The sequence below is a fragment of the Streptomyces aureus genome (assembly GCF_001418135.1).
GTDB lineage: Bacteria > Actinomycetota > Actinomycetes > Streptomycetales > Streptomycetaceae > Streptomyces > Streptomyces aureus_A.
In genome coordinates this window covers 1-21,172 of sequence record NZ_LIPQ01000004.1, presented here as the reverse complement: position 1 = coordinate 21,172, position 21,172 = coordinate 1, and the positions used below count along the sequence as shown (strand labels likewise).

Here is a 21,172-nt window from a genome sequence, read left to right as displayed (position 1 = left end):
AGTGGCGATGCCTCGCCACCGCTTAGGCACTGTCCGGCGGATCATGTGACTGTCGGGTTGGTGGCTCGTTGTTCGCTGCGTGGGGCGGGGTGATCTGACGAATGCCGAGTGGGGCCGGTTGGAGCCGCATTTGCCAGTGTCGGGGCAGCGTGGCGGCCGATGGAGTGATCACCGCAGGGTGATCAACGGGATCTTGTTCCGAGTGCGAACGGGCATACCGTGGCGGGATCTTCCGGAGCGTTTCGGCAGCTGGAAGACCGTCTACGAGCGGCACCGGCGCTGGTCGGCGGACGGCACGTGGGACCGGCTTCTGCGTGCTGTCCAGGCGGACGCCGATCTCGAGGGCCGGATCGACTGGAGCATGGTCAGCGTCGATTCGACGTCCTGCCGTGCCCATCAGCACGCGGCCGGGGCACGCAAGAAAAAGCCACGCATCCCAAAAAAGGGACGACGCCTCGGCACCACCGCCCCGACGAAGGACTCGGACGGTCCCGGGGCGGACTGACCTGCAAGATCCACCTCGCCGGTGAGGGCGGCTGCCGGCCTATGGCGTTCCTGCTCACGCCCGGCCAGTGGGGCGACGCCCCGCAGATGATCGAGGTCCTCGAACGCGTCGCCATTCCCCGACCGCAGGGCGGACGGCCACGCACCCGGCCAGACCGCCTCGGCGGCGACAAGGCATACAGCTCACGCCGCAATCGCCGCTACCTGCGAAGACGCCAGATCAAGCACACCATCCCCGAGCCGAAGGACCAGCGGGCCAACCGCACAAGACGCGGAAGCAAGGGCGGTCGGCCCACCGGCTTCGACACCGAGATCTACAAACGCCGCAACGAGGTCGAGCGAACGATCAACCGGCTCAAGAACTCCCGGGCCGTCGCCACCCGCTACTACAAGAGGGCCTACGTCTTCCACGGCACCGTCACCGTCGCCGCAATCCGGCTCTGGCTCCGCCCGTGAGATGCGCCCTGCATCTGGTTACACACAGAACTGCTTAGCCACCGGCAGCGTCATCCCATACAGTGCCGAAGGTATGACGGCACTCGCATCCTTTACCTTCGTGCGCCATATAGACGGGCTCCGCTACCACTTCGAACGGGACGGCGAGCACAACGGCCGTCCTGCCTACCGCCGAACGGACGGGAAGGTGTGGTGTGTCTGGTCGCCGGCCGACGGCTGGCACTGCGAGATCACGGACGGCCTCGTCACCGCCCATCCCCTCAACAGCCTCGCTGACGAACCCGAACCCCCGGCCACCGTCTGGCGCAGCTCCAAGGATGACCGCTCCTACCTCTACGACCTGCGGACCGTCGCCCCCGAAGCATGATCCGCCGGACAGTGCCTAGTGGTCGGCTCCGAAAATCCTTCGGGGGTTGACTTCGGAGCCGGGACCATGGGGCGGTTTCGAGATCGACATTCGTGTCGGATTCTTGCCAGAAGACGGGCAGTAGTCGATGTTTGACTGCATCAATGACTATCACGCAGCCGGACAGTGCCAGCCTCTTCCGCTCCCTGCATACCCCAGCTGAACCCCTCGCGCTCGCCAACGCCTGGGATGTTGCGAGCGCCCGCGTCATCGAGGCCGCGGGCGCCCCCGCGATCGCGACCACCAGCGCCGGTGTCGCCTGGTCGCTGGGAGCTCCAGATGGCGACGTCCTTACCCGCGACCGGGCGCTGAAGCTGATCGCCCGGATCGTCACTGCCGTCGCGGTGCCAGTCACCGCTGACATCGAGGGCGGGTACGGGACGGATGCCGCCGGCGTTGCCGAGACCGTGTCCGGGGTCCTCGCGGCGGGCGCCGTGGGCGTCAACATCGAGGACGGCACCCGGCCTCCGGCAGAGCTCGCGGCGCGGCTGGCCGCGGCCCGGCAGAGTGCCGACCGGGCAGGCGCGGATCTGTTCCTCAACGCCCGTATCGACACTTTCCTGTTCGGGCTCGGCGACCCGGACACCCGGCTGAAGGAAACCCTGGCCCGGGCGCATTTGTACGTTGACGCGGGCGCGGACGGCATCTTCGTCCCCGGAGTCACCGACACCGCCACCATCGCGACGCTGGCCAGGGACATCTCGGTACCGCTGAACGTCATGGCCGGCCCCGGCGCCCCGACCGTTGCCGAGCTCGGCGCCCTCGGAGTGGCTCGCGTCAGTCTCGGCTCGAGCGTGGCGCAGGCCGCCTACGCTGCCGCCCGCTGCGCCGCACAGGACCTCTTCGGCACCGGCGGCTACGACTCCCTCGCCCGAGGCATCCCCTTCCCGGAACTCAACGCGCTGCTCTCCGGACCCCACTGACTGGCCCGCCAGCGGGCTTCGCGTACCAGGAGTTGGCCCGTCTACCGTGCCCGTTGCCGCCGCCTGTCCGATCCTTCTCACCGCCACCTACCGCAAGCGGTTGAAGAAGATGGCCCGGGCCACAAGAGCGAGTACCGGCAGCGGGTGCGGGCGCAGATCGTGCTGCACGCCGCGCGCGGCCGCTCCATCGCCCGCGTCGCGCGGGAGACGAGCCTGCACCTGGACACGGTGGCCCGCTGGCTGCACCGCTTCGCCGAAAACAGGGACTTGCCGGACTGCGGGACCGCCAACGACCTGGCCGGCCCGTCGTCGTTCACGCCCTTGCAGGCCGCCGAAGTGAAGGCCCTGGCCTGCCGGCTGCCTGCCGAGAGCGGAGTGCCTCTGTCACGCTGGTCGGGCCTGGAGCTGGCCCGCGAGGCCACCGAGCGGGGCATCGTCACCTCCCTGTCGGCCTCCACCGTGCGCCGCTGGCTCAAGACCGACGCGCTCAAGCCTTGGCAGCACCACTCCTGGATCTTCATCACCGACCCGGACTTCCGCCCCCGGGCCCAGCCAGTCCTTGACCTATATGCCCGTACGTTCGAGGGCGCCGCGCTGGGCCGCGACGAGTACGTCATCAGCGCAGACGAGTAGACCTCCGTCCAGGCTCGCTGCCGCTGCCATCCCACCCTCGCCCCCGGCCAGGCCAGAGCGATGCGGGTCAACCACACCTACCGGCGCGGCGGTGCCCTGGCCTACCTCGCCGCCAACGACGTCCACCAGGCAAAGGTGTTCGGCCGCTGCGAGAAATCCACCGGCATCGTTCCGTTCATGGCTCTGACCGCCCAAGTCATGAGCCAGGAGCCCTACGCCAGCGCGAAACGCGTCTTCTGGATCGTGGACAACGGTTCCTCCCACCGTGGGAAGAAGGCCGCCGATCGGCTGACCACCGCGTTCCCGAACGCGGTCATGGGCGGGCACCCCGCGCCAGGTGGCCTGCCCGTACCAACCCCCGGCGGGCGCTTGCCCGGAAACGACTTCCGCTGATCCACAGCCGATCCACCGCGTCGGCCGGGCGGGCGGCCGACGCGATGGATCGGCGGCTGCCGCCACCGCTGGACCCCCCGGCACACCGTCGCCGGCGAGGCGCCGAACAGCGGTGCGAGCTGCCGCATCGTGAGGTTGGTGCGGTAGGACACGGCCTCCAGCAGCACCCGGTTCGCCAGGGCAGACGCCACGGCAGGCCACTACCAGGGCCGTTCCCGCCCCGTTCACGGACCGCCTTCAGCAACCGCTCGAACTGACGCATCCGCAGACCCGGGAACGACTCCACCCACAACGTTCAGCCTTCACCTCCCCATTACCTTCTTGGCGGCCCCGCAATGGGGCGCCCGGCCTCCGGAGTTGGCATGAATTGCTCCCCCTGTCGAACGCATGGCCTGGGGGTGGTGTCACCGGTTCCGGAGGCATCGACAGACCGCTGATTAGGGGCATGACCACCGGCTTCTTCGCAGGTCGGGAGGCTCTTCGTAATGGGGATGTGGCGATCGGTGCCGTGGGACGGCCGGGCGGGGACGACCGGAGGACGCGTGTGATCGACGTCAGTGACATCGGAGCCTTCCTCGGACTGGACGTCGGCAAAGGCGAGCATCACGCCACTGCCGTCACGCCGGCCGGGAAGAAGGCGTTCGACAAGCGGCTGTCCAGCAGCGAGCCCAAGCTCCGGGAGGTCTTCGGCAAGCTCAAGGCCAATCACGGAACTGTGCTTGTCGTGGTTGACCAGCCCGCTTCGATCGGTGCCCTGCCACTGGCGGTGGCCCGGGACATGGGCTGCCCCGTCGCCTGTCTGCCGGGCCTGACGATGCGACGGATTGCGGACCTCTATCCAGGTGAGGCCAAGACCCATGTCCGCGATGCCTTCGTCATCGCGGACGCGGCCCGCGTCATGCCTCACACGCTCCGTTCGGTCGGGCTGGAAGACGAGACCATCGCCGAGCTGGAGATGATCGTCGGGTTCGACGACGACCTGGCCGGAGAAGCAACCCGCATCTCCAACCGCCTCCGCGGCCTGCTGACCCAGACCCACCCGCACCTGGAGCGAGTCCTCGGCCCTCGCATCCAGCACCTGGCCGTGCTCACGCTGCTGGAACGGTTCGGATCCCCGGCCCAGATCCGCAAGGCCGGACGACGACGACTCGTGACCTTGATACGTCCGAAGGCTCCGCGGATGGCCGAGCGGCTGGTCGACGACATCTTCACCGCGCTGGACGAGCAGACCGTGATCGTCCCCGGCACCGACGCGGCCGCGCTGATTGTCCCAAGCCTGGCCGGCTCGCTCACCGCAGTCCTTGACCAGCGGAAAGCGCTGGCCGGACGGATAGAGGAACTGCTGGAGGCTCACCCTCTTTCCAAGGTCCCGACGTCCATGCCGGGGATCGGCGTCAGGACCGGAGCCAGGATCCTCATCGACGTCGGCGACGGCAGTTCGTTTCCGTCCGCCGCCCACCTCGCCGCCTATGCCGGCCTCGTCCCGGCAACCCGCAGCTCGGGCTCCTCTATCCGCGGTGAACAACCCTCCAGACGTGGAAACAAGCAGCTCAAACGCGCCTTCTTCCTGTCCGCGTTCGCTGCCCTGGCCGACCCCGCCTCCAGGACCTACTACGACAAGAAGATCGCCCAAGGAAAGCACCACACCCAGGCCCTGCTCTGCCTCGCCCGCCGACGAGCCGACGTCCTGTCCGCGATGCTCCGCGACGGAACCTTCTACGAGTCCCGGACCGTGACCTCAGGCTGATCCTCATCGGACACGCCGCACACCGGGCAGTCCCATTCGTCGAGACAGTTGATCACGACAGGGTGATTACAGAAAACGCACGGACGCATGCCCTCATCGGCTGATTCCTGCACATGTGCTTCATCACTCATGGCAGGCAGAGTGCCAGATGACCCTCGCCCGGCACCCACTACCTTGACCAAACACATAGGGGCACCCCCCCACGCATGCAACCCAAATGCCCGTGCCGCAGCTATCAGTAACACGCCCTAGAGCAGCTCTTCCGCCAGCAGGTCCATCAGCAGCCCGTCGTGCCAGCTGCCGTCGGCGCCGCGCTCGTACTGCCGCATGACACCCACCGGCCGGAAGCCGACTTTCGTGTAGCAGCGGACGGCGGGGGCGTTGTCGGCGGCCGGGTCGATCACCAGGCGGTGGAAGCCCAGGTCGTGGACGAGGTGGCGGGCGAGCGTGCGTACGGCGTCGGTGCCGAGCCCGCGCCCGTGCACGGACGGGTCGAGGAAGAGATCGATGCCCGCGTGCCGGTAGTCGGGGTCCTCCTCCGCGTACCACTGGATCATGCCGACGATCCGGCCCTCGCTGCGGACCGTCAGGCAGTGGGTGTCCGGGTCGGTGAGGTCGTCGGTGATCTCGGACGCCAGGTCGGGCCCGCCGCGCCAGCGTTCACGCACTTCTGGCGTGGCCCGGATGGCGGCCAGAGCGGATACGTCGTCCGGCCCGGCCGGGGTCAGTTCCAGGGCTTCGCCCCGCAGTACGACGGTCATGAGCCGGAAGCGTAGGCCACGTAATCGGCCGGCGGCCCCCTATTTCTCGCACGGAGCGCCTGGTCGCAGCGCCGGGCCCGCTGCCCCTCAGCCGATCGCCTGCGCCAGTCCGACGACGATCCCGTCCGGGCCACGGACGCAGCAGCGCCGGTACAGGTCTCGCACTCTTCTGTGTGGTTGAGCCACTCTTGTGGGGGACAAGGCCGGCAGAAACTCGGCTTGCAGCGGCTCCGTTGGCGCCGCGCACTCTGGTAAGAAGTCATTGGATGTAGTTGAGGTCCCCAGGCTGCTTTGGTCGTTGAATCTCTCATGCGCGTGTTTCTCTTGACACTCACCGTGGCCCTCGTTCTCGGAGGGCTTGTCCTCCTGGTATTCGCCAGCACTACGGCAGCAGCGCTCTGCGCGGTCTACATCGCAGTCGTGATCCCGCTCGCTGTGCTTGTCGGCCGGGCCATCAAACGATCCGACCCTCCGTCCTCTGACTGAGGGAGTCCTCGTGCGTGCGCCGCTCTTCGGCCGCCGTGAATGCGCTGCTGTGGTGGAGAGGGCGAAGGAGCTGGCGAAGAGCCCCCAGGAGAGGGCGCGCTGCCGGGCTGCGGTCGCCCGACTGGGGACGGAGTACGGCGACGGGCTCGCCGTGCTCAGTACCCGTTACCGCGTGGTGCGGGGGCGAGAAGTACGCGGCCCTGGACGAGCACGACGTTTCGAGATGCCCCGGCCCACCGACTCCGACAAGCCCTCACCACCGCAGCCCTCACCCCCGACTGGAGCCCCGACGTCGTGCTCACGCGGCCGGAGCTCCTGGTCGTCAAGCGAACGAGCCCTGGACACCGGGCAGTGGCCTGCGGCCCACCGCCCACGACGCCCGCCCGACCGTCGTCTTCGCCCTGACCTGGATCAAGGCGCGCAAGCGCGGTCTGATCCCTTGCGACGCCGAGACTGACGTCGACGCGCACGTACCTTGGTCGCCGAGAACAGCCATCCAGCCGTCGGAGAGCCGGCGGCCTACGTCTACGTCGCGGACCGAACCGCGTAGAGCTGTTCGACGACGTCGGGTCCCATGACACCGTCTCCCGGATCGGCCGAGTCCGCTGCCTCCTGCGCTGGGGCTGCGACGGGCCGGAAGTCCCTGCCCGTCCGACTTCACTGCCGAGCCCTCAAGCCCTCCACTCACGCCATGCGAAGAGCGCGGAGAGAGCGAAGCGGCCTCGTGAATGTGTGCGACCCTTCGCCGCACCCGCGGATGAGGCGGACACGAGATTCGTAGCGACCTCGTCGCTAGCATGCCCTCGCTTCGGGCTCTTCGGAACCGTGCACAGGGCCGTCAGTGCCGGGATGGCGACGGGGACGACAGTGACCGGGCTTTGGAGCGCCCGTACGGGTGACCGGCCCGCACAACACCACGAGTGCGGGCCGGTCGTCCACCCGGTCGGGCCCTGCGGCAGGGGAGTCCGCGGACCCGGTGAGCAGTCCCACCTGCTCTCCACCCGGCTGCCCACAGATCCTGTCACCATGCATACGTCTTCGCTCGAAGATCAGTGGTGCGGGGTGTGGGTTCTGGGCAGGCCAGCGGCAACGCTGCCGTCCGCGGAACCCGCAAAGTCGCAGACGGTGGTGATCACCGGGCCGGTGCCGCTGCGGCACGGCCAGGAGGTCCAGGCCGCTTCTTGTCGATCACTGGACAGTCGCCGAGCTACCAGTGATTTGATGGATCCATGCGACCCGAGCATTGTGTGACCAGGCATCACATAGAGGTGTGGCATGACCGTGCGCTGCCGTCGGGACCTGAGCGGATCGGGTTCTGGTCGGTACTGCGCGGCTCGTTCCTGCCGGTCCTTGTCTGGGCTGGGGTGGCGTGCTTCACGTACTTCGTCTACAACCCGGTCGTGACGATGGTCCTTGGCGGACTCTTCGCCTTGTCGTTCGTCGTGGGATTCGGGCTGCGCCGCAGGGCAAGGCACTCGGTTCGCTGCAGCGCCTACGGGGCGCTGGGCGGAGTGCTCGACAAGGCCATGGCCGGGTTCTGAGCCGTTGAGCCGTTGAGGCGCTGGGCGCCTGTCGCTGTCTTGAGCGTGTTGACCGACGCTCAGTTGGCCAGGATCGAGCCCCTGCTGCCGGACCGGACTCCTCGCCATGGAAGACGGTGGCGTCATCACCGGCAGGATGCCGGGCTGGTTTCGCCGTTTGCGCAGGTGAGTAACCAGGCACAGATCACAGCACGTGAGCCAGGGCCACTTGGCTCAGGGCGGCTTTGCCTCCGCGCATCGTTCGGGCGCCTTCCGCCCCATGACGAGCTTGGAGAGGTCCCGACGTCGCCCGTGAAGCCGAGCCTGAACTCTTCTCGGGTCCAGGTCCGGCCTCGCTGGTGCTCGTTCAGCCTGTCGTACAGCTTGTGAGCGCGCACGGCCTGCTGGCTCAACTCGGCAGGTCCATCGTCTGTCCCCCATCTCGGGCGTTCCTCCGCGGCGCCGGCCAGTGGTCCAGGGCGCTCGCCGCCGAGGGCGCCACCGTGGTCGGGTTCGACCTGTCCGAAGCCCAACTTGCTGCAGCGGACCGCGTGATGGGAGATGCCCGCTACCAGCTGGTACAAGGCGTGGCCGTGTAACTCCCCTTCGTCGAAGAGAGCTTCGACCTGATGTTCTGCGACTTCGGTGGGCTCAGCTGGGCGCCCCCCGGCACCTGGCAGTGCCGTAGGCCGCACGCCCTTGCGCCGGGGTGGGCGCCTGGTGTTCAACGCCGTGGTTCGAAGCTTGCTACGACGAAGGCGGCAGCCGTGTGACGACGACGCTGCAGAAGGACTTCTTCGGGCTGGACACCATCGCCGAAGGCGACGGCGCGACGAGCTATCAGCTCACCTACGGCGACTGGGTCAGGGTCCTTCGCGGCGCGGGTCTCATCATCGACGACCTGATCGAGCCGCGGCCCGAACCCGGAACACCCAACGGCTACAACGAAACCGACCCACCCGACTGGGCACACCGCTGGCCGGCGGAACTGCTTTGGGTAACCCACAAACCGCAAGTTCTGCCGCGCCAAGACGTGCAAGCATCCCGTCGCCGGGCACGACCTGTCCTGGCTTCCCGACACCACCTCCTGCCATCGATGTCGACTGGGGTTTGCGAGCAACCTGGTGGGGTGCGTTCCGCCGTTTCTCGGCACGGGGTTCTCCGGCGGCGGGATCGATTTCGGCAAGGCGGAGTTCTCCAACGGCGAGGCCAGCGTCCGTGGGGCGCGGTTGGAGGGACAGCAGCATCGACTTCGAGCGCCGCTCTCTCTGGCTGCAGGGTCACGTTCAACACGGCCACCTGCTCCGGCAGCACAGGCCGGTTCGACGGAGCCACCGGTACAGCCCGCTCGGTGTGGTTCCGCCGTACGGGGCACTCCGGCCGGCGGGGCTGACCGTCCCCTGGAGCTCGCGTACCGGGGGAGCGTGGTTTCCTCGGCCGTGTATGGATCTTGAGCTGTGGATGATCTCGGTTCATGGGGCGGGGAGATCTCACGGATGAGCAGTGGGCTGTGCTGGAGCCGTTGTTGCCGAAGAGGATGAAGGTGGGGCGGCCGCCGGTCTGGTCCCGGCGGCAGCTGACGGCATACGGTTCCGGGTCCGCACCGGAGTGCCATGGCGGGACGTGCCCGTCGAGTACGGGCCGTGGGGCCGGATCAACGACCTGTTTCGCCGGTGGCAGCGAGACGGTACCTGGCACCAGGTTCTCACCCGGCTCCAGGCCCTGGCCGATGCGAAGGGCGCGATTGTGCGGGACCTGAGCGTCGACTCCACCGTGTGCCGTGCCCATCAGCATGCGGCCGGCGCCCGCAAGCAGAGTGACCCGCAGAAAGAACCACCGGGCGGTGTCTTCGACGAGCCCGATGATCACGGGCTGGGGCGTTCGCGCGGCGGGTTCACGACCAAGCTGCACTTGGCTGTCGAGCAGGGTCAGAAGCCCATGTCGATCGTGGTGACGGCAGGGCAGCGGGGGACTCGCCGCAGTTCGACCCAGAGGACTACAAAGCCCGGCACGCGGTCGAGTGTGGCATCAATCGCCTCAAGAGACATCGAGCCGTAGCCACCCAGTACGACAAACTCGCGGTCCGCTACGAGGCTACCGTCCTCGTTGCCGCCATCAACGAGTGGTTGTGACGTACTGGTCCGACGACAACTCGAACACCCTTACTCGCCGACCGCCGGTGGGATTGACGGTCTCACGGACCGGATGCATCCCCAGTTTGGTCATGATCCGTTCGGAGGCGTCGTTGCCCACTTGAGTGATGCTGACGATCCGCTCCAGCCCTCGCTCTTCGAACCCGAACCGTACAGCGGCCGCGGCGGCCTCGGTGGCCAAGCCCTGCCCCCAGTGGGCACGTCCGAGCCGCCAGCCGACCTCAACCGCCGGCAGTACCTCCGGCAAGAAGTCGGGCACCGAAAGCCCGGTGAACCCGGCCAGCTCGGCAGTGGACCGGATCTCCACGGCGAACAGGCCGAATCCCTGTGACTCCCACTCGCTCTCCCATGCCTGGACTCCGCCGCGAGTCTGCTGTTCGTCACGGACGCTGCCGTCACGGATCCACCGCATGACCTCGGGGTCGGCATTGATGGCTGACATGGGCGCAACGTCTTCCTCGCGCCAGCGCCGCAGGATCAAACGGGGAGTCTCAAGCGTGACCATTCAAACATTCTGGATCACAAATGGGCTCTCCACCAGGCACTTTCGATACCCGCCCCAGGTGGTAGCTACAAGCCCCCGGCGCCCCAGGACGGCCGGGAGTGCAAAGGGAGCAGGCGTGCAGGGGCTCGTCCGTGGCTGAATGCTCCCCCTGGGGGTGGGTGGTGCAGCCATGGTGATGGGTGAGCGGCCCGGCCCGCGCGTAATCGGATGCGTATGCAGCGACACAGCTACAAACTGACCCGACCGGAACCGGGGGCCGGGACACCCTCAGCACTTCCCTCCCCGCCCCTGACCGCAGCGCACGACAGACCGGCATCACCCGCCCACGAATGTGGTGACGATCACCGCCAGGACGCCCGCCACCTGGCGCAATGCGCGCGGCCTGTCGGTGATGGGCGTCCTTGTCTGTTGGTCGGCGAGAGTCTGCGGCCTGGGTAGCGGGGACACAGCCTGTGGCTGCCAGCTGGAACATGTCCAGCGGCTGAGTCGGCAGCGTCACGTCCCGTGGGGGCAGAGCACCCTTTGCGGCGGCAGCCCTCACCTCTGCGTCGGCCGACCGAAGGCTGCTCCAGCGCCGGCGGGGGAGTGGCTGGAGTGCTGCTCCCCCGCACGGCCTCTGGCGAGCGTGACCAGCAGGTCGCGTCCTTCGGATCGGGCCGGAGTCCCGTCACCGCGCCGCGGGACTTGTCGGGGAAGGTGTAGAAGGACGCGAAGTGTTCGTGCCAGTCGGTTCGTACTACGTCGACGAACGGCACCCCTTGGCCGGTTCTGCCCAACCGGGCAGCGATGGCGTACTGCGCGCCCGCTGGTGGCCGGCTCGCCTCCATCCGGCGACGACAGTGCTGTGCCACCTACCGGCCGGGGCGAGGACAGGGCGTCCGGTTCTGGACTGGCCCTGGTCAGTCCTCGTCGCCGCTCGCGTAGCGGAAGCGCGCCCAGTAGGGCAGGACGAACCAGCAGCACAGGTACCAGGTCACGACCCCGGCCACGAGCCACGGTACGTATCGGTCGTGCGTCGCCACGCGCAGGATCAAGAAGAGCGAGGACGTCAGAGTGGCGAGGAGCAGCACGAGACCGGTGAAGGTGAGCCGCGAGGCCCAGGCGACGCCGTGGGGCTTGAGGTGCCGTCCGGACACGATGCGGTGAAAAGCCACCGGTGCTATCAGGGCCCCGGTCGCCAGGCTACCGAGCACGACCGTGGTGAGGTAGATCGTCTTGTCGGTCTGTCCCAAGCCCCGGAAGGTCGGGGTGAAGACCACGGTGAGCAGGAAGCCCAGCATGATCTGCACTCCGGTCTGCGCGACCCGTATCTCCTGCATGAGCTCAGTCCACCGACGGTCCGCCCGTTCCTGGTGCGTCTCGTCGCGCGCGGATCTCTGTCCGTCAGTACCACTCACACTCGTCTCCTCCGTCGCCGTCATGGCGCCCTTCTGCCCCGGACCACGGCACGTAATCGCAGTCGTGTTCGAGGGGTGCAAGGGTGCGACTGCGATATGTGGCCACGCAACGCTGCGGGACGTGCGCTCGTGGCCCTGGCGCGCCTGGTTACTGTTCCGGGCAGGCGGAAGCCTTTATCAGGATGGTGAGGTTGGAACGTGCCGCCGAAGGTCTCCAGGTTTCCCGGCGCCGTCCGGGCATGGGCGCGCGGCGGCCCACAGGCGCTGGTTTGTGCGATGGGCCGGAGCCGGTCCATGGCATGAGGGCCCGGCTGCAACAGCATGTCTGACGTGCGAGGTACTACCCCGAGACTCCTGTGTGTCACCGGTCGCCCCGTGCCGGCAGGGGTGGTTCGGACGGGCGCTCGGGATCACCTGGCCCTCTCCGATCCAGCACCGGCGGGGATGATCCGGAAGGCCTCCAGCTCAGGAGAACGACCGCGCAGCCCCCGCCGGGTGAATTCCGTGATCAGGCCGGTGTTCCCGGTCTCCTCTTCCATCGCCCCCACGCCTGCGGGGATGGTCCTGAGAAGCCGGTGTCATACCGAGCATGGAGTCTGTCGATCGAACGGGAGTCTCGATCGAAGGGCATCCTGATCGCGGGCACCGAAACCGACCCCGAGCCCGAGACCGGCGGAGACGCCGGAGCAGCAGCCTTAGAGGTCCTAACAAAGGCGTTGGACGTGTCGGTGGGTGATGAGGCAGGTGGCGAGGCCGAGGAAGGCTTCGTGGATGTCGTCGCGTCGTTCCCAGCGGACGCGGAGACGGCGGAAGCCGTGCAGCCAGGCGATGGTCCGCTCGACGACCCAGCGGTGGACGCCGAGGCCGGAGCCGTGTGGGACGCCGCGGCGGGCGATCACCGGTTTGATGCCCTGCGCCCAGATGAGACGGCGGTATTTGTCGTGGTCGTAGCCGCGGTCGGCCAGCAGCGTGTCCGGTCGTCGCCTGGGTCGTCCGACCAGGCCGGCGACGGACGGGATCTTGGCGAGCAGGGCAGCAGTTGGGTGACGTCGTTGCGGTTTCCGCCGGTCAGCGACACGGCGAGTGGGATGCCCTGTCCGTCGACGAGGACGTGGTGCTTGCTGCCCGGCCGTGCTCGGTCGACCGGGCTGGGTCCGCTTTTGGGCCGCGTCGAGCGGCCCGGACGTGGCTGGAGTCGATCACCGCCCGCGACCAGTCCAGCTGCTTGGCCGAGCGCAGCTTCTTGAGCAGGACCAGGTGCAGCTGGTCCCACACGCCGGCCTCGTTCCAGGTCGCCAGGCGTCGCCAGCACGTCATGCCGGAGCCGAAGCCGAGCTCCTGGGGCAGGTATTCCCACTGGATGCCGGTGTGCAGCACGAACAGGATCCCGCACAGAGCCTGCCGGTCAGGAACCCGCGGCCGCCCCGACACCAGCTTCGGCGCCGGAGCTGGCAACAACGGCTCGACCAGCGACCACAGTTCATCCGACACGATCCACGGCCGGGAGTTCCTCTTCGCCACGAACGGACCAACGAGCAGCCAAGCCGACAGTCACATGATCAATAGCTTCTGTTAGGACCTCTTACTCCACGGCCCCGCTCGCCTCTCCGCCACCGTCGCGACCCCCGACCCGACGGACGGCGACCACGACGACCAGGTCCACGACGAAGCCGAGGTGGAAGCCCGATGACCGTGATGGACGCCGCCCTGCGGGAGTCACTCAAGGGCCCTGCGGCTGTCTGGCATGCGGGAAACCCTCGACACCCGGCTCGCCAGGCCCACGGCGGCGAACTCGGCCACCTCGACTTCGGATCCGTGCGCCTCGGTCTTCCGTGCCGGCATCCGTGGAGTCGAACCCCGCGAGTCGCGCACGACGCGCACGGGCCCTGGAGATGACGGCTGCCGCCGCGGGCCGTCCCCTCCGCCGACGAGCCAGCACGTCGTACCGGCGGAGCAGCTCTCACTTGGTGGATGCAGCGGTAGACCTTTGTTACCCGCTCGGTGGCCTGCAAGGCTAGGCCGTGTATCGAAGTCCCCTCTCGTTCGCTCCTTCGCATCCCGGCCAGCACCCGGCCCGTGGTCGTACATGTGTGCAGCAGCAGTGCGCGGGCACACGGACAGCACCTCTCGGAAGGAGCCTCACGATGCTCGGCATCGCAGCCGCCGTACTGTTCTTCATCGCTTTCCTGATCAACGCCGCGGATATCGGCACCAACGATGTGTTCTCCTCGACGAACGTGATGCTGCTCGGGCTCACGGCCCTGGCGCTGCACGTCGCGGGCATCGGCGCCGGCCGTACCCGCCACAGCAACGGACGCCGGCCCTGGTCCCGCTCCTGATCCGGGGCACCCTGCGACTGGTGCGCGCCTTGTGGCGATGGTGAGGTGCGCTGGAGGCAGTGGTGATGGCTGACCAGATCCGCGGCTGCCTCGAAACCAGTGGCGTCGGCGCTGCCCGCCGCTTCTGGCCCCACGCCGACCTGACCGCCCGAGACCGGGTGTGGCCTTCTGCGTATCGAAGCTGGCCGCCGAGGCCCAGTCCTTTACTCTCGCGTAAGGCCCCAAAGGGGGGCCGATCTCGTCATGCTCGGGGAAGCGGCGGGCCCGGCACCAGCCCCGGGGGCACCCGTCCTGTGGCGGGGGTGTCCATGATCGACCGTAGGGACCCTCGTCAGCTCCAGCAGCTCTTGATGGACCAACAGCGCGGAACGTGAATCCGACAGTCGCCCTGAACGACCAGGACGCCGCCGCCCCACTCCTGGTAGTCACCGCGCGTACGAACCGGTCGAAGGCCGACCAGGTCCCGGTCGAGTGGCTACCTGAACTCCCCGAGGCACACTGCCGCTTCGTCTCCGAGTGGGTCACCACCAAGAGCCCCTGGGGCCTGGCAGCCGACCAGAACCAAACCGACGCGCAGACCGATTTCGCCCAGGCCTGCGAGACCACCGCCGTCCACCACAGCCCCGCCCCGCAGCAAAGGGGGAACGTACTGCGCCCCCAACCCGGGGATCGCTGGCGTGGGGGCACACAGGGAGGCGTACCAATTCTCTGCTGGGCGTCACGCGGACGAGCGACCGACGGAACTTGGGTTTCGGCCGCAGGCGACCGTGCGTCGACCTCAAGGTACGCGCGGAGAATTCGAAGCCGCCCACGTCGATCAGGCGCTAGGACGCCGGCGGCCGACGGCATGTGACCATGGCGCAGCAGGAGGGCACCGGTGATGAGCCGTCGGTGACGCTCTTCGAGCTCGCGCCGGGTGCCCCGTTCGGCGAAAGCCCCTGTCACATGCAGGAGTTCGTTTACGTCCTAGAGGGGAGTTCCACGACGGCGAGCGTGTCCACCCGGCCAAGACCCTGATCACTGCGAAGGGGCCAGCGTCCACGGGCCGCAATTCCCAGACCGGCTGCTGTGCCCTGGTCCTCTGCCTCGACGCCGCCGGCATCGACCCGTTCGGGAGCGAGCACAGGGCCGGGCCGACGGGGCCCGGGGCTTCTCTCCCGTCTCCGAACTAGCCCGCTAGTACAGAACGATCAGCAGGATCGGATCTACATGAACGGGGTATCCCGGGGGTTCATTTCACCTCGCCTACAGTGGTGCGTGCCGCCGAGCCGTCCCCTCAGGGCGCGATACCGGCAGTCGGTGCTCTGGCGATCCACCAGCGTCTCCCGGCGCGATGTCCAGCACTGCCACGGTTGTCGTCCCAGAGCAGATGTGCCCCAACGCACTGTTCGCCGCCACCTGTTCGTACGAGATGGCTGCAGTCGACCGTGCGTAGCCCGCGAGCATCGAGTGCATGAGCAAGCAACCGCCGACCCGGTCCCCGACCCGGCCGTCCCGCGTCTTCCCGCGCGGTGAACGCCGAAGACCCGCTCGATACGTACGACAAGCGCAGACGCCCGCCACCGGACGACTGCCACCGTCACCGGCCCTTCCCCGGATGCGGTGGCCACCTCCGGCCCGACGAGCCGCGGGTTCTGGAGCAGCGGGACGGCTTCACCTACGTCCCCGCCGGGACTGCGCCGGATCTCGCGACGGCGCAGGCGTGTGCGAACGAAGCCGGCCCCGACGCCGTATGCGGCGAGTGGACGGTGCCGGTGAGGTTCCAGTGGAACCGGTAGAAGCCGCGATAGTCCACCGCGGGCCGATGCCCTCGATGCCGCAGCACGCCACAGCGCCCTAGCAGTACGGGGTCCGCTGATCGGTGTCGCCGCGCACAGCGGGGACATCGGGCGGCGGTGGCGGGTGGTTGTCGAGGTGACCCATGGCTGTCCGCAGCCTGCCTGCGACACGCTGAACTCCCCGTCGTGGTTCAGGGCGAGGAATCAGGCGGAGAGCAGACAGGGACGGCGCCCGGTGCGGAGGTGACGGGGAGTTCACTACGCCGTCCCCCGGTCCGGCCGCCCTGACGTGTGGGGGGCATGCCCCCGGGTGTCGGTATGCGCCTGGGAAACCGGGGTAGGCGCGGCTCCAAGCCGGGCGGTCGGCGCCCAGGCGGTGAGGAGAGATCCACTGTGCTGATGGCCCATCCCGTGGTGCTGAGCAAGCTGGTCGAGGAGTACGAGGCACTGAGCGTGCTGCACGCGGAGGACGGGAGCCGCGAGGTGCGTCGGCGCATGGAGGACCTCGCCTACACGCTGTGTGTCTCCACCGGCACCCGGGACGTCGACACCGCGCTGATCGCCGCCCGCCACCGCCTGCCCGGAGCGCGCCCCGAGGACGACTCGGTCCTGACGGCCTGAACCGGTCCGACCTGCGCCGGGGAGGGGCGCGGGCCGGGCCGGAACAGCCCGAGGGCGCCTGCCGGGCAGAGCCCGGCAGGCGCCCTTGTCGTGCCCCGTGTCATTGGGCGAGCCGTGCACTCGCGGTGGCCGAGGCATCGGCGGAAACCCCCTGCCTGGGGCCAGGGGAAGGAGGTTCGCGTAGTTGCGGACAGTGTCGAGGGAGCTGAGACCGTGTGCGCTGTACCAGGACGCCTCCTCCTGAGCGTCTTGCGGAGCCCGATACTCGATGAACCGCTGGGTCTGTACCCATGCCAGGCATTCTTCCGAGGCCGCGGAAACGATTTCGTCGGTGCCGGATCGACCACTAGGCATACGTGAGGTGCCTGGTCAGGAGGCTCTGGGGTGAGGAACAGCGCCCAGACGTGGCCTCACGGTCAAAGGACGGAGCGCAGCTCGGACCGTGGTCCGGTGTACGTGGATGCGAGCGGCACCGACGGCATGTGATCCGAAGAAAACGGCCTGGCTCCGTACCCTGGTGGCATGCGTATGCGCCCTACTTTGAGCTGGACCCCCACCGAGGACCTGCTGCCGGGCACGACCAATCTGGAGCCGGTCGTCGCTGCACTGCGCACTGGCGGTGTCCTGGTGCTCAGCGGAGCGGGCATCTCCACGGAGTCAGGCATCCCCGACTACCGGGGCGCGGGCGGAAGCCTGAGCCGACACACTCCGATGACCTACCAGGAATTCATCGCCGACGGTCAGGCACAGCGCCGGTACTGGGCGCGCAGCCACCTCGGCTGGCGTACCTTCGGCCGCGCCCGGCCCAACACCGGGCACCTGACAGTGACTGCCTTCGGACGCCACGGACTGCTCTCGGGGGTGATCACCCAGAACGTCGACGGGTTGCACCAGTCGGCCGGCAGCGAAGACGTCGTGGAACTGCACGGAAGCCTGGAACGGGTGGTCTGTCTCTCCTGCGGCGCCTTCAGCCGGCGCAGCGATCTCGCGCGGCGGCTGGAGGAGGCTAACGCAGGTTTCGAGCCGATGGCGGCCGGAATCAACCCGGACGGTGACGCCGACCTCAGCGACGAACAGGTCGGGGACTTCCGTGTGGTGCCATGCGCTGTCTGCGGAGGCGTCCTCAAGCCTGATGTGGTCTTCTTCGGCGAAGCCGTTCCACCGCAGCGTGTCGAGCACTGCCGTGAGCTGGTGGATCAAGCAGCCTCGTTGCTGGTTCTGGGGTCCTCCCTCACCGTGATGAGCGGGCTCCGGTTCGTTCGCCAGGCGGCCCAGGCGGGAAAGCCGGTGTTGATCATCAACCAGGACCCGACCCGCGGCGACCGACACGCGGTCACGCGGGTAGCACTGCCTTTGGGGGCGGCCCTCACCACCTTGGCCGCCCGGCTGGACATTCCTGTCGACAAGCAGGTGGCGGGTGAGCCGCGCGGGTGAGACCTGGGCAGGGAAACCGAGGCGGCCGCGCAGCTGCTGGTGAGGACCGTGATGCGGCAGGGGCAGTGATGCCCATGCTGGTTCGGTCGGGCAATTGTGTACAGGTGCGGCAGGGCTGGGGTGGGGCCCGCAAGACCTGATCGGCGCCAGAAATCATCAGGACAGTCTCCGCCGCCGTGACGGGATGCGGGTCCTGGCGCGTGGCTGGTGGTGGTGAGGGTCCCGATGGAGCCTGTAGAGGTGCTGATGGGCTCCAAGCCCGCGACGCGGCGACACCGGAAAGCGGGCCCGGGACGACCAGCCCGCTGTTCGGTGTCGCCATGTAGGGCAGGGGCGACGGCCGACGGTGGCGGGTGGTCGTCGTGGTCACCCACGGGTGTCGTCACGTCTCAGATATGGACTCGTCTGTGACGAACGACGTCTCTGTCCTGAGTGGGAGCGGGCCTGCGCGTGGATGGATTCCCGCGCCTCAGCCGGGCTCGTTCGACGCGGCCGGAGCGACGGAACCGGGGGCAGCCAGCGCCGCAAGCTCCAGGGACCGCAGCAGCGCTTCCCGGTCCGCCGGCACGTACTCGTCCGCGGCGGCAGCCGCGTCCAGCACCTCCCGGATCTCGGCGGCCGTCATGCTGCGCGCCTCCGCCGCGGCCACAAGACCGTCAGCCCGGCCGCGGGGCAGGCCGCGCTCCGAGGCGATCAGGTCGCGCAGCAATTCCTCGCGCACCGCGTAACGGCTCATCCCGCAGTCGAGGCCGTCGTCGTCCAAGTCGTCCGGGTAGGGCGCACGAGCCCAGGCACCGTTCTCGTACCAGTACACACAGCCCAGCTCCCAGCCCTCCAGCAGCTCGCGAAGGTGCTCGTACGGCAGCCAGTCCGGCGCCTGCGCCAGCATGTCGATCGAGGGTTCGTGCCACTTCACGGCACTGGACTCGTCCTCGCCGTACAGCAGGTAGCGGCCTTCTCCCATCTGCTGGAACGTCCACCAGGTGCAGCCGCGATCATCGAGGTGCAGACCGCTGCCGTCAATCCATGTGCCGCCGCGGCGAACGCCTTGGGCTTCCGCCTTCGCCGTGGCCTCCAGCACGGCGACCAGGGCCCAGCGCGCCCACAACACTTCGGCTGCCGGCAGGTTCTCCGGCCGGCCAGGCCTGTCGATCGCCATTCCGTCCCCCAGTCCATCCCGTACTCGTACAGCGCCGCATGACGGCAGAACCATGATCGTAGAACAGTGCCGGTACGGCTCCTGGACGGGTGACGGCAGCCAGGCCCCGCAAAGGTGTCGAGTCCTCGCAGCGGCTGGGCCTGCATCGGTGGGTGGTCGAGAGAACGGCGTGCTGGCTTGCCGGTTGTCGAAGACTCCACCGCCACAGCCGTCCGCGAGCCGGCCAAGCTCGGGAGGATCAACGCGGCCGCCCCGGTCGCCGGGACCGTCACGGTCCGCTCGTCCAATGCGGCACATGTCGCCTCGGACAGCCACCGCCCATCCTCGGATCCATCGGCCGCACGTCGCACCAAGGTGATCAGCCGCCGACGGCCCGCCCGCCAGGCAGGGTCCTCCTCATCGAACGCGCATGCGGCGGAGTCGGGCACCGGCCGAGCGGGTCCGTGGCGACTCGCCGGATCCCCGTGGGCGCACTCCCGCGCCCGCGCGCCGTACGGGTTCGATCCGGACATTCCTGCTTCGGCGCGGCAGGCATCACACGCCGTCGGCCTGCTTCGCCATCGGAGGGACGAACCGGATCCGGCCGACGCGCTCCGGAGTGCGCCCCCTGTGCACCCGGTGCGGCGTTCCGCCTGGTGCGGCAAGGGCAGAGGGGTGGGGGTGATTGCTCGCGTCGTGCACCCCTGGCACGACGGAGAACCGAAGGGGTGGGAATGATACGAGTGACGGTGGTCTACGAGGCGCAGCTCCTGCGGACCGCGCTGGTCGAACTGCTGAGGTCGGGCGGGGTCATGGTGGTCTCCTCGCTGCCCCGATGGCCGCACGGCCCGGCGACGGGGAAGTCCGAACCGGACGTGTACGTGGCGGACGCCGAGTGTCTGCCGCCCTCGGCGACGCGGCCCGTGGCCGCTGCCGCACCGCCCCCGGGAGAGGGCTCGGGTGGCCGCCCGGCTCTGCTGGCCCTCGTGGCCGGGCAGCGGCCGGGGGTTCTGCGGCGGGCCCATGCCGCGGGGGCGAGCGGCTTCGTCGACCAGAACGCCCCGAAGCATCGATTACTGGAGGCCGTACACCGTCTGGCCAAGGGGGAGCGCTACATCGACGACACGCTCGCGCTCGGGTTCCTCCAGGCCGCGGAGATGCCCCTGACCCGGCGTGAGCTGAGCGTCCTCTCGCTGGCCGCCGACGGAGCGCCGGTCGCTGAGATCGCCGCGACGTTGTTCCTGACCAAGGGCACGGTCCGCAACTACATGGCGAGCGTCATCCGCAAGGTCGGCGCACGGAACCGCGTGGATGCCATCCGGATCGCCCAGGGCGCCGGCTGGACCTGAGCACTGCCGCGGCGTCCGCGCGGGCGCGGTCCGCTCACTCCTGGACCTGGTTCCAGTGCCCCACGAGATCGCGGTAGAGAGCGGAACGCGCGAGCAGCTCGTCGTGCGTTCCGTACTGGGCCCGGGTGCCGTCGAGGACGAGGATCCTGTCCGCTCGGAGTGCCGACGACAACCGGTGGGCGACCACGACCAGGGTTCCCGGCCGGGCGCTGAGAGCCCGCTCGGCCGTGGCCTCCGCGACGGGGTCCAGGTGGCAGGTCGCCTCGTCGAGCAGTAGCAGCGGGGCGGGGGCCAGATGGGCGCGCCCCAGCGCGATCAGCTGGCGTTCGCCGTGAGACAGGGCGTCGGGCGTCAGCGTACGGTCGAGCCCGCCCACCCGGTCGACGAGCGGTTCCAGGGCGAGCGCGTCCACGGCCCGGTCGACGGCGGCCCGGTCGGCGTCGGGCCGCAGGTACCGCAGGTTGTCCCGCAGGGTGCCCGTGAAGACGTACGCCTCCTGGGGGGCCAGCACGCGCAGTGCAGTGAGCTCCGCAGGCGGGCAGGCCGCGACGGCACGGCCGAAGAGCCGTATGTCGCCCCGCTCGGGGGTGAGCATGCCCGCCGCGACGTGCAGCAGGGTCGACTTGCCG

At 68.7% G+C, this 21,172-nt stretch carries 19 protein-coding genes and 4 pseudogenes; 16 read left to right on the top strand and 7 right to left on the bottom strand.

What is annotated here, in order from left to right; translation table 11 throughout:
* Positions 1-79 precede the first annotated feature (79 nt).
* The 6 genes from AOK00_RS36545 to AOK00_RS00260 all read left to right on the top strand — a co-directional run bounded on the left by AOK00_RS36545 (position 80) and on the right by AOK00_RS00260 (position 5,062).
* Positions 80-960 (top strand): IS5 family transposase gene (locus AOK00_RS36545; protein ID WP_107097280.1). Its coding sequence is split into 2 segments (ribosomal slippage): positions 80-452 and positions 452-960, totalling 882 coding nucleotides; the frame shifts between segments, so codons are not numbered across the junction.
* Between the two features lie 100 nt (positions 961-1,060).
* Positions 1,061-1,327, top strand: a complete 267-nt coding sequence (locus AOK00_RS00280; protein WP_254047189.1) for a hypothetical protein — start codon at positions 1,061-1,063, stop codon at positions 1,325-1,327.
* A gap of 143 nt (positions 1,328-1,470) precedes the next feature.
* Positions 1,471-2,289 carry an isocitrate lyase/PEP mutase family protein gene (locus tag AOK00_RS00275; protein WP_055598301.1) on the top strand — a complete coding sequence of 273 codons (819 nt, stop codon included), beginning with the start codon at positions 1,471-1,473 and terminating at the stop codon, positions 2,287-2,289.
* A gap of 144 nt (positions 2,290-2,433) precedes the next feature.
* Positions 2,434-2,922 (top strand): helix-turn-helix domain-containing protein, encoded by a 489-nt coding sequence (locus AOK00_RS39595; protein WP_055598300.1) that lies wholly within the window; start codon positions 2,434-2,436, stop codon positions 2,920-2,922.
* Positions 2,923-2,982: 60 nt separating this feature from the next.
* Entirely contained in the window at positions 2,983-3,315 is a 333-nt protein-coding gene (locus AOK00_RS39590) for a hypothetical protein (RefSeq protein WP_055598299.1), read from the top strand.
* A 544-nt stretch (positions 3,316-3,859) separates the two neighbouring features.
* Positions 3,860-5,062 (top strand): IS110 family transposase, encoded by a 1,203-nt coding sequence (locus AOK00_RS00260; RefSeq protein ID WP_107097279.1) that lies wholly within the window; start codon positions 3,860-3,862, stop codon positions 5,060-5,062.
* 248 nt (positions 5,063-5,310) lie between these two features.
* On the opposite strand, the gene AOK00_RS00255 is transcribed toward AOK00_RS00260, so the two are convergent.
* Positions 5,311-5,823 (bottom strand): GNAT family N-acetyltransferase, encoded by a 513-nt coding sequence (locus AOK00_RS00255; protein ID WP_055598297.1) that lies wholly within the window; start codon positions 5,821-5,823, stop codon positions 5,311-5,313.
* A gap of 496 nt (positions 5,824-6,319) precedes the next feature.
* Here AOK00_RS00255 and AOK00_RS41260 point away from each other — a divergent pair, with 496 nt between their 5' ends.
* From AOK00_RS41260 to AOK00_RS00240, 3 genes and pseudogenes are all read left to right on the top strand, one after another.
* Positions 6,320-6,766: a DUF5954 family protein gene (locus tag AOK00_RS41260; protein WP_367870018.1), complete on the top strand. Its 447-nt coding sequence runs from the start codon at positions 6,320-6,322 to the stop codon at positions 6,764-6,766.
* An 811-nt stretch (positions 6,767-7,577) separates the two neighbouring features.
* A complete protein-coding gene (locus AOK00_RS00250; protein ID WP_254047188.1) occupies positions 7,578-7,850 on the top strand; it encodes a hypothetical protein in 273 nt (90 codons plus the stop codon).
* Between the two features lie 1,453 nt (positions 7,851-9,303).
* Positions 9,304-9,961 (top strand): annotated as a pseudogene (locus AOK00_RS00240) (IS5 family transposase).
* Here AOK00_RS00240 and AOK00_RS00235 read toward each other — a convergent pair.
* The 4 genes and pseudogenes from AOK00_RS00235 to AOK00_RS41255 all read right to left on the bottom strand — a co-directional run.
* Positions 9,945-10,487 carry a GNAT family N-acetyltransferase gene (locus AOK00_RS00235; protein WP_079041753.1) on the bottom strand — a complete coding sequence of 181 codons (543 nt, stop codon included), beginning with the start codon at positions 10,485-10,487 and terminating at the stop codon, positions 9,945-9,947. The pseudogene AOK00_RS00240 and the gene AOK00_RS00235 overlap by 17 nt on opposite strands.
* Positions 10,488-11,386: 899 nt before the next feature.
* The gene (locus AOK00_RS00230) at positions 11,387-11,806 is read right to left on the bottom strand and encodes a DUF6328 family protein (RefSeq protein WP_437441369.1); all 420 of its coding nucleotides are present in this window, start codon (positions 11,804-11,806) and stop codon (positions 11,387-11,389) included.
* Positions 11,807-12,588: 782 nt separating this feature from the next.
* Positions 12,589-13,157, bottom strand: a pseudogene (locus AOK00_RS36530) (IS5 family transposase).
* Positions 13,082-13,375 (bottom strand): annotated as a pseudogene (locus AOK00_RS41255) (transposase); the annotation flags it as partial. The pseudogenes AOK00_RS41255 and AOK00_RS36530, both read right to left, overlap by 76 nt.
* Positions 13,376-14,028: 653 nt before the next feature.
* Here AOK00_RS41255 and AOK00_RS00215 point away from each other — a divergent pair.
* From AOK00_RS00215 to AOK00_RS00205, 5 genes are all read left to right on the top strand, one after another.
* On the top strand, positions 14,029-14,223 hold the full coding sequence (locus AOK00_RS00215) for a hypothetical protein (protein ID WP_055598292.1): 195 nt from the start codon (positions 14,029-14,031) through the stop codon (positions 14,221-14,223).
* 1,511 nt (positions 14,224-15,734) lie between these two features.
* Positions 15,735-16,001 carry a DUF6087 family protein gene (locus AOK00_RS39870; RefSeq protein WP_254047187.1) on the top strand — a complete coding sequence of 89 codons (267 nt, stop codon included), beginning with the start codon at positions 15,735-15,737 and terminating at the stop codon, positions 15,999-16,001.
* A 76-nt stretch (positions 16,002-16,077) separates the two neighbouring features.
* Positions 16,078-16,248, top strand: a complete 171-nt coding sequence (locus tag AOK00_RS39865; RefSeq protein ID WP_367870019.1) for a DUF5954 family protein — start codon at positions 16,078-16,080, stop codon at positions 16,246-16,248.
* A 146-nt stretch (positions 16,249-16,394) separates the two neighbouring features.
* On the top strand, positions 16,395-16,622 hold the full coding sequence (locus AOK00_RS00210; protein ID WP_055598291.1) for a DUF5133 domain-containing protein: 228 nt from the start codon (positions 16,395-16,397) through the stop codon (positions 16,620-16,622).
* A 522-nt stretch (positions 16,623-17,144) separates the two neighbouring features.
* A complete protein-coding gene (locus tag AOK00_RS00205) occupies positions 17,145-18,056 on the top strand; it encodes an NAD-dependent protein deacetylase (protein ID WP_055598290.1) in 912 nt (303 codons plus the stop codon).
* 469 nt (positions 18,057-18,525) lie between these two features.
* Here AOK00_RS00205 and AOK00_RS00200 read toward each other — a convergent pair whose 3' ends face one another.
* Positions 18,526-19,215 carry a hypothetical protein gene (locus AOK00_RS00200; protein ID WP_055598289.1) on the bottom strand — a complete coding sequence of 230 codons (690 nt, stop codon included), beginning with the start codon at positions 19,213-19,215 and terminating at the stop codon, positions 18,526-18,528.
* A gap of 107 nt (positions 19,216-19,322) precedes the next feature.
* Between AOK00_RS00200 and AOK00_RS38005 the strand changes: the two are divergent.
* Both AOK00_RS38005 and AOK00_RS00195 read left to right on the top strand, forming a co-directional pair.
* A pseudogene (locus AOK00_RS38005) lies at positions 19,323-19,412 on the top strand (IS5/IS1182 family transposase); the annotation flags it as partial.
* Positions 19,413-19,928: 516 nt separating this feature from the next.
* A complete protein-coding gene (locus AOK00_RS00195; protein ID WP_055598288.1) occupies positions 19,929-20,543 on the top strand; it encodes a response regulator transcription factor in 615 nt (204 codons plus the stop codon).
* A gap of 34 nt (positions 20,544-20,577) precedes the next feature.
* Here the strand turns inward: AOK00_RS00195 and AOK00_RS00190 are convergent.
* Positions 20,578-21,172, bottom strand: a 595-nt coding sequence (locus tag AOK00_RS00190) for an ATP-binding cassette domain-containing protein (RefSeq protein WP_159041656.1), incomplete at its 5' end; no start/stop codon positions are given.

Excerpts from the sequence above, each read along its gene's own strand:
- AOK00_RS00205 (WP_055598290.1), top strand. The coding sequence starts at position 17,145 with ATGCGTATGCGCCCTACTTTGAGCTGGACCCCCACCGAGGACCTGCTG.
- AOK00_RS00235 (WP_079041753.1), bottom strand. The coding sequence starts at position 10,487 with ATGGTCACGCTTGAGACTCCCCGTTTGATCCTGCGGCGCTGGCGCGAG.
- AOK00_RS00215 (WP_055598292.1), top strand. The coding sequence starts at position 14,029 with ATGCTCGGCATCGCAGCCGCCGTACTGTTCTTCATCGCTTTCCTGATC.
- AOK00_RS00275 (WP_055598301.1), top strand. The coding sequence starts at position 1,471 with ATGACTATCACGCAGCCGGACAGTGCCAGCCTCTTCCGCTCCCTGCAT.
- AOK00_RS39590 (WP_055598299.1), top strand. The coding sequence starts at position 2,983 with ATGCGGGTCAACCACACCTACCGGCGCGGCGGTGCCCTGGCCTACCTC.
- AOK00_RS00195 (WP_055598288.1), top strand. The coding sequence starts at position 19,929 with ATGATACGAGTGACGGTGGTCTACGAGGCGCAGCTCCTGCGGACCGCG.
- AOK00_RS00230 (WP_437441369.1), bottom strand. The coding sequence starts at position 11,806 with ATGCAGGAGATACGGGTCGCGCAGACCGGAGTGCAGATCATGCTGGGC.
- AOK00_RS00255 (WP_055598297.1), bottom strand. The coding sequence starts at position 5,823 with ATGACCGTCGTACTGCGGGGCGAAGCCCTGGAACTGACCCCGGCCGGG.
- AOK00_RS00200 (WP_055598289.1), bottom strand. The coding sequence starts at position 19,215 with ATGGCGATCGACAGGCCTGGCCGGCCGGAGAACCTGCCGGCAGCCGAA.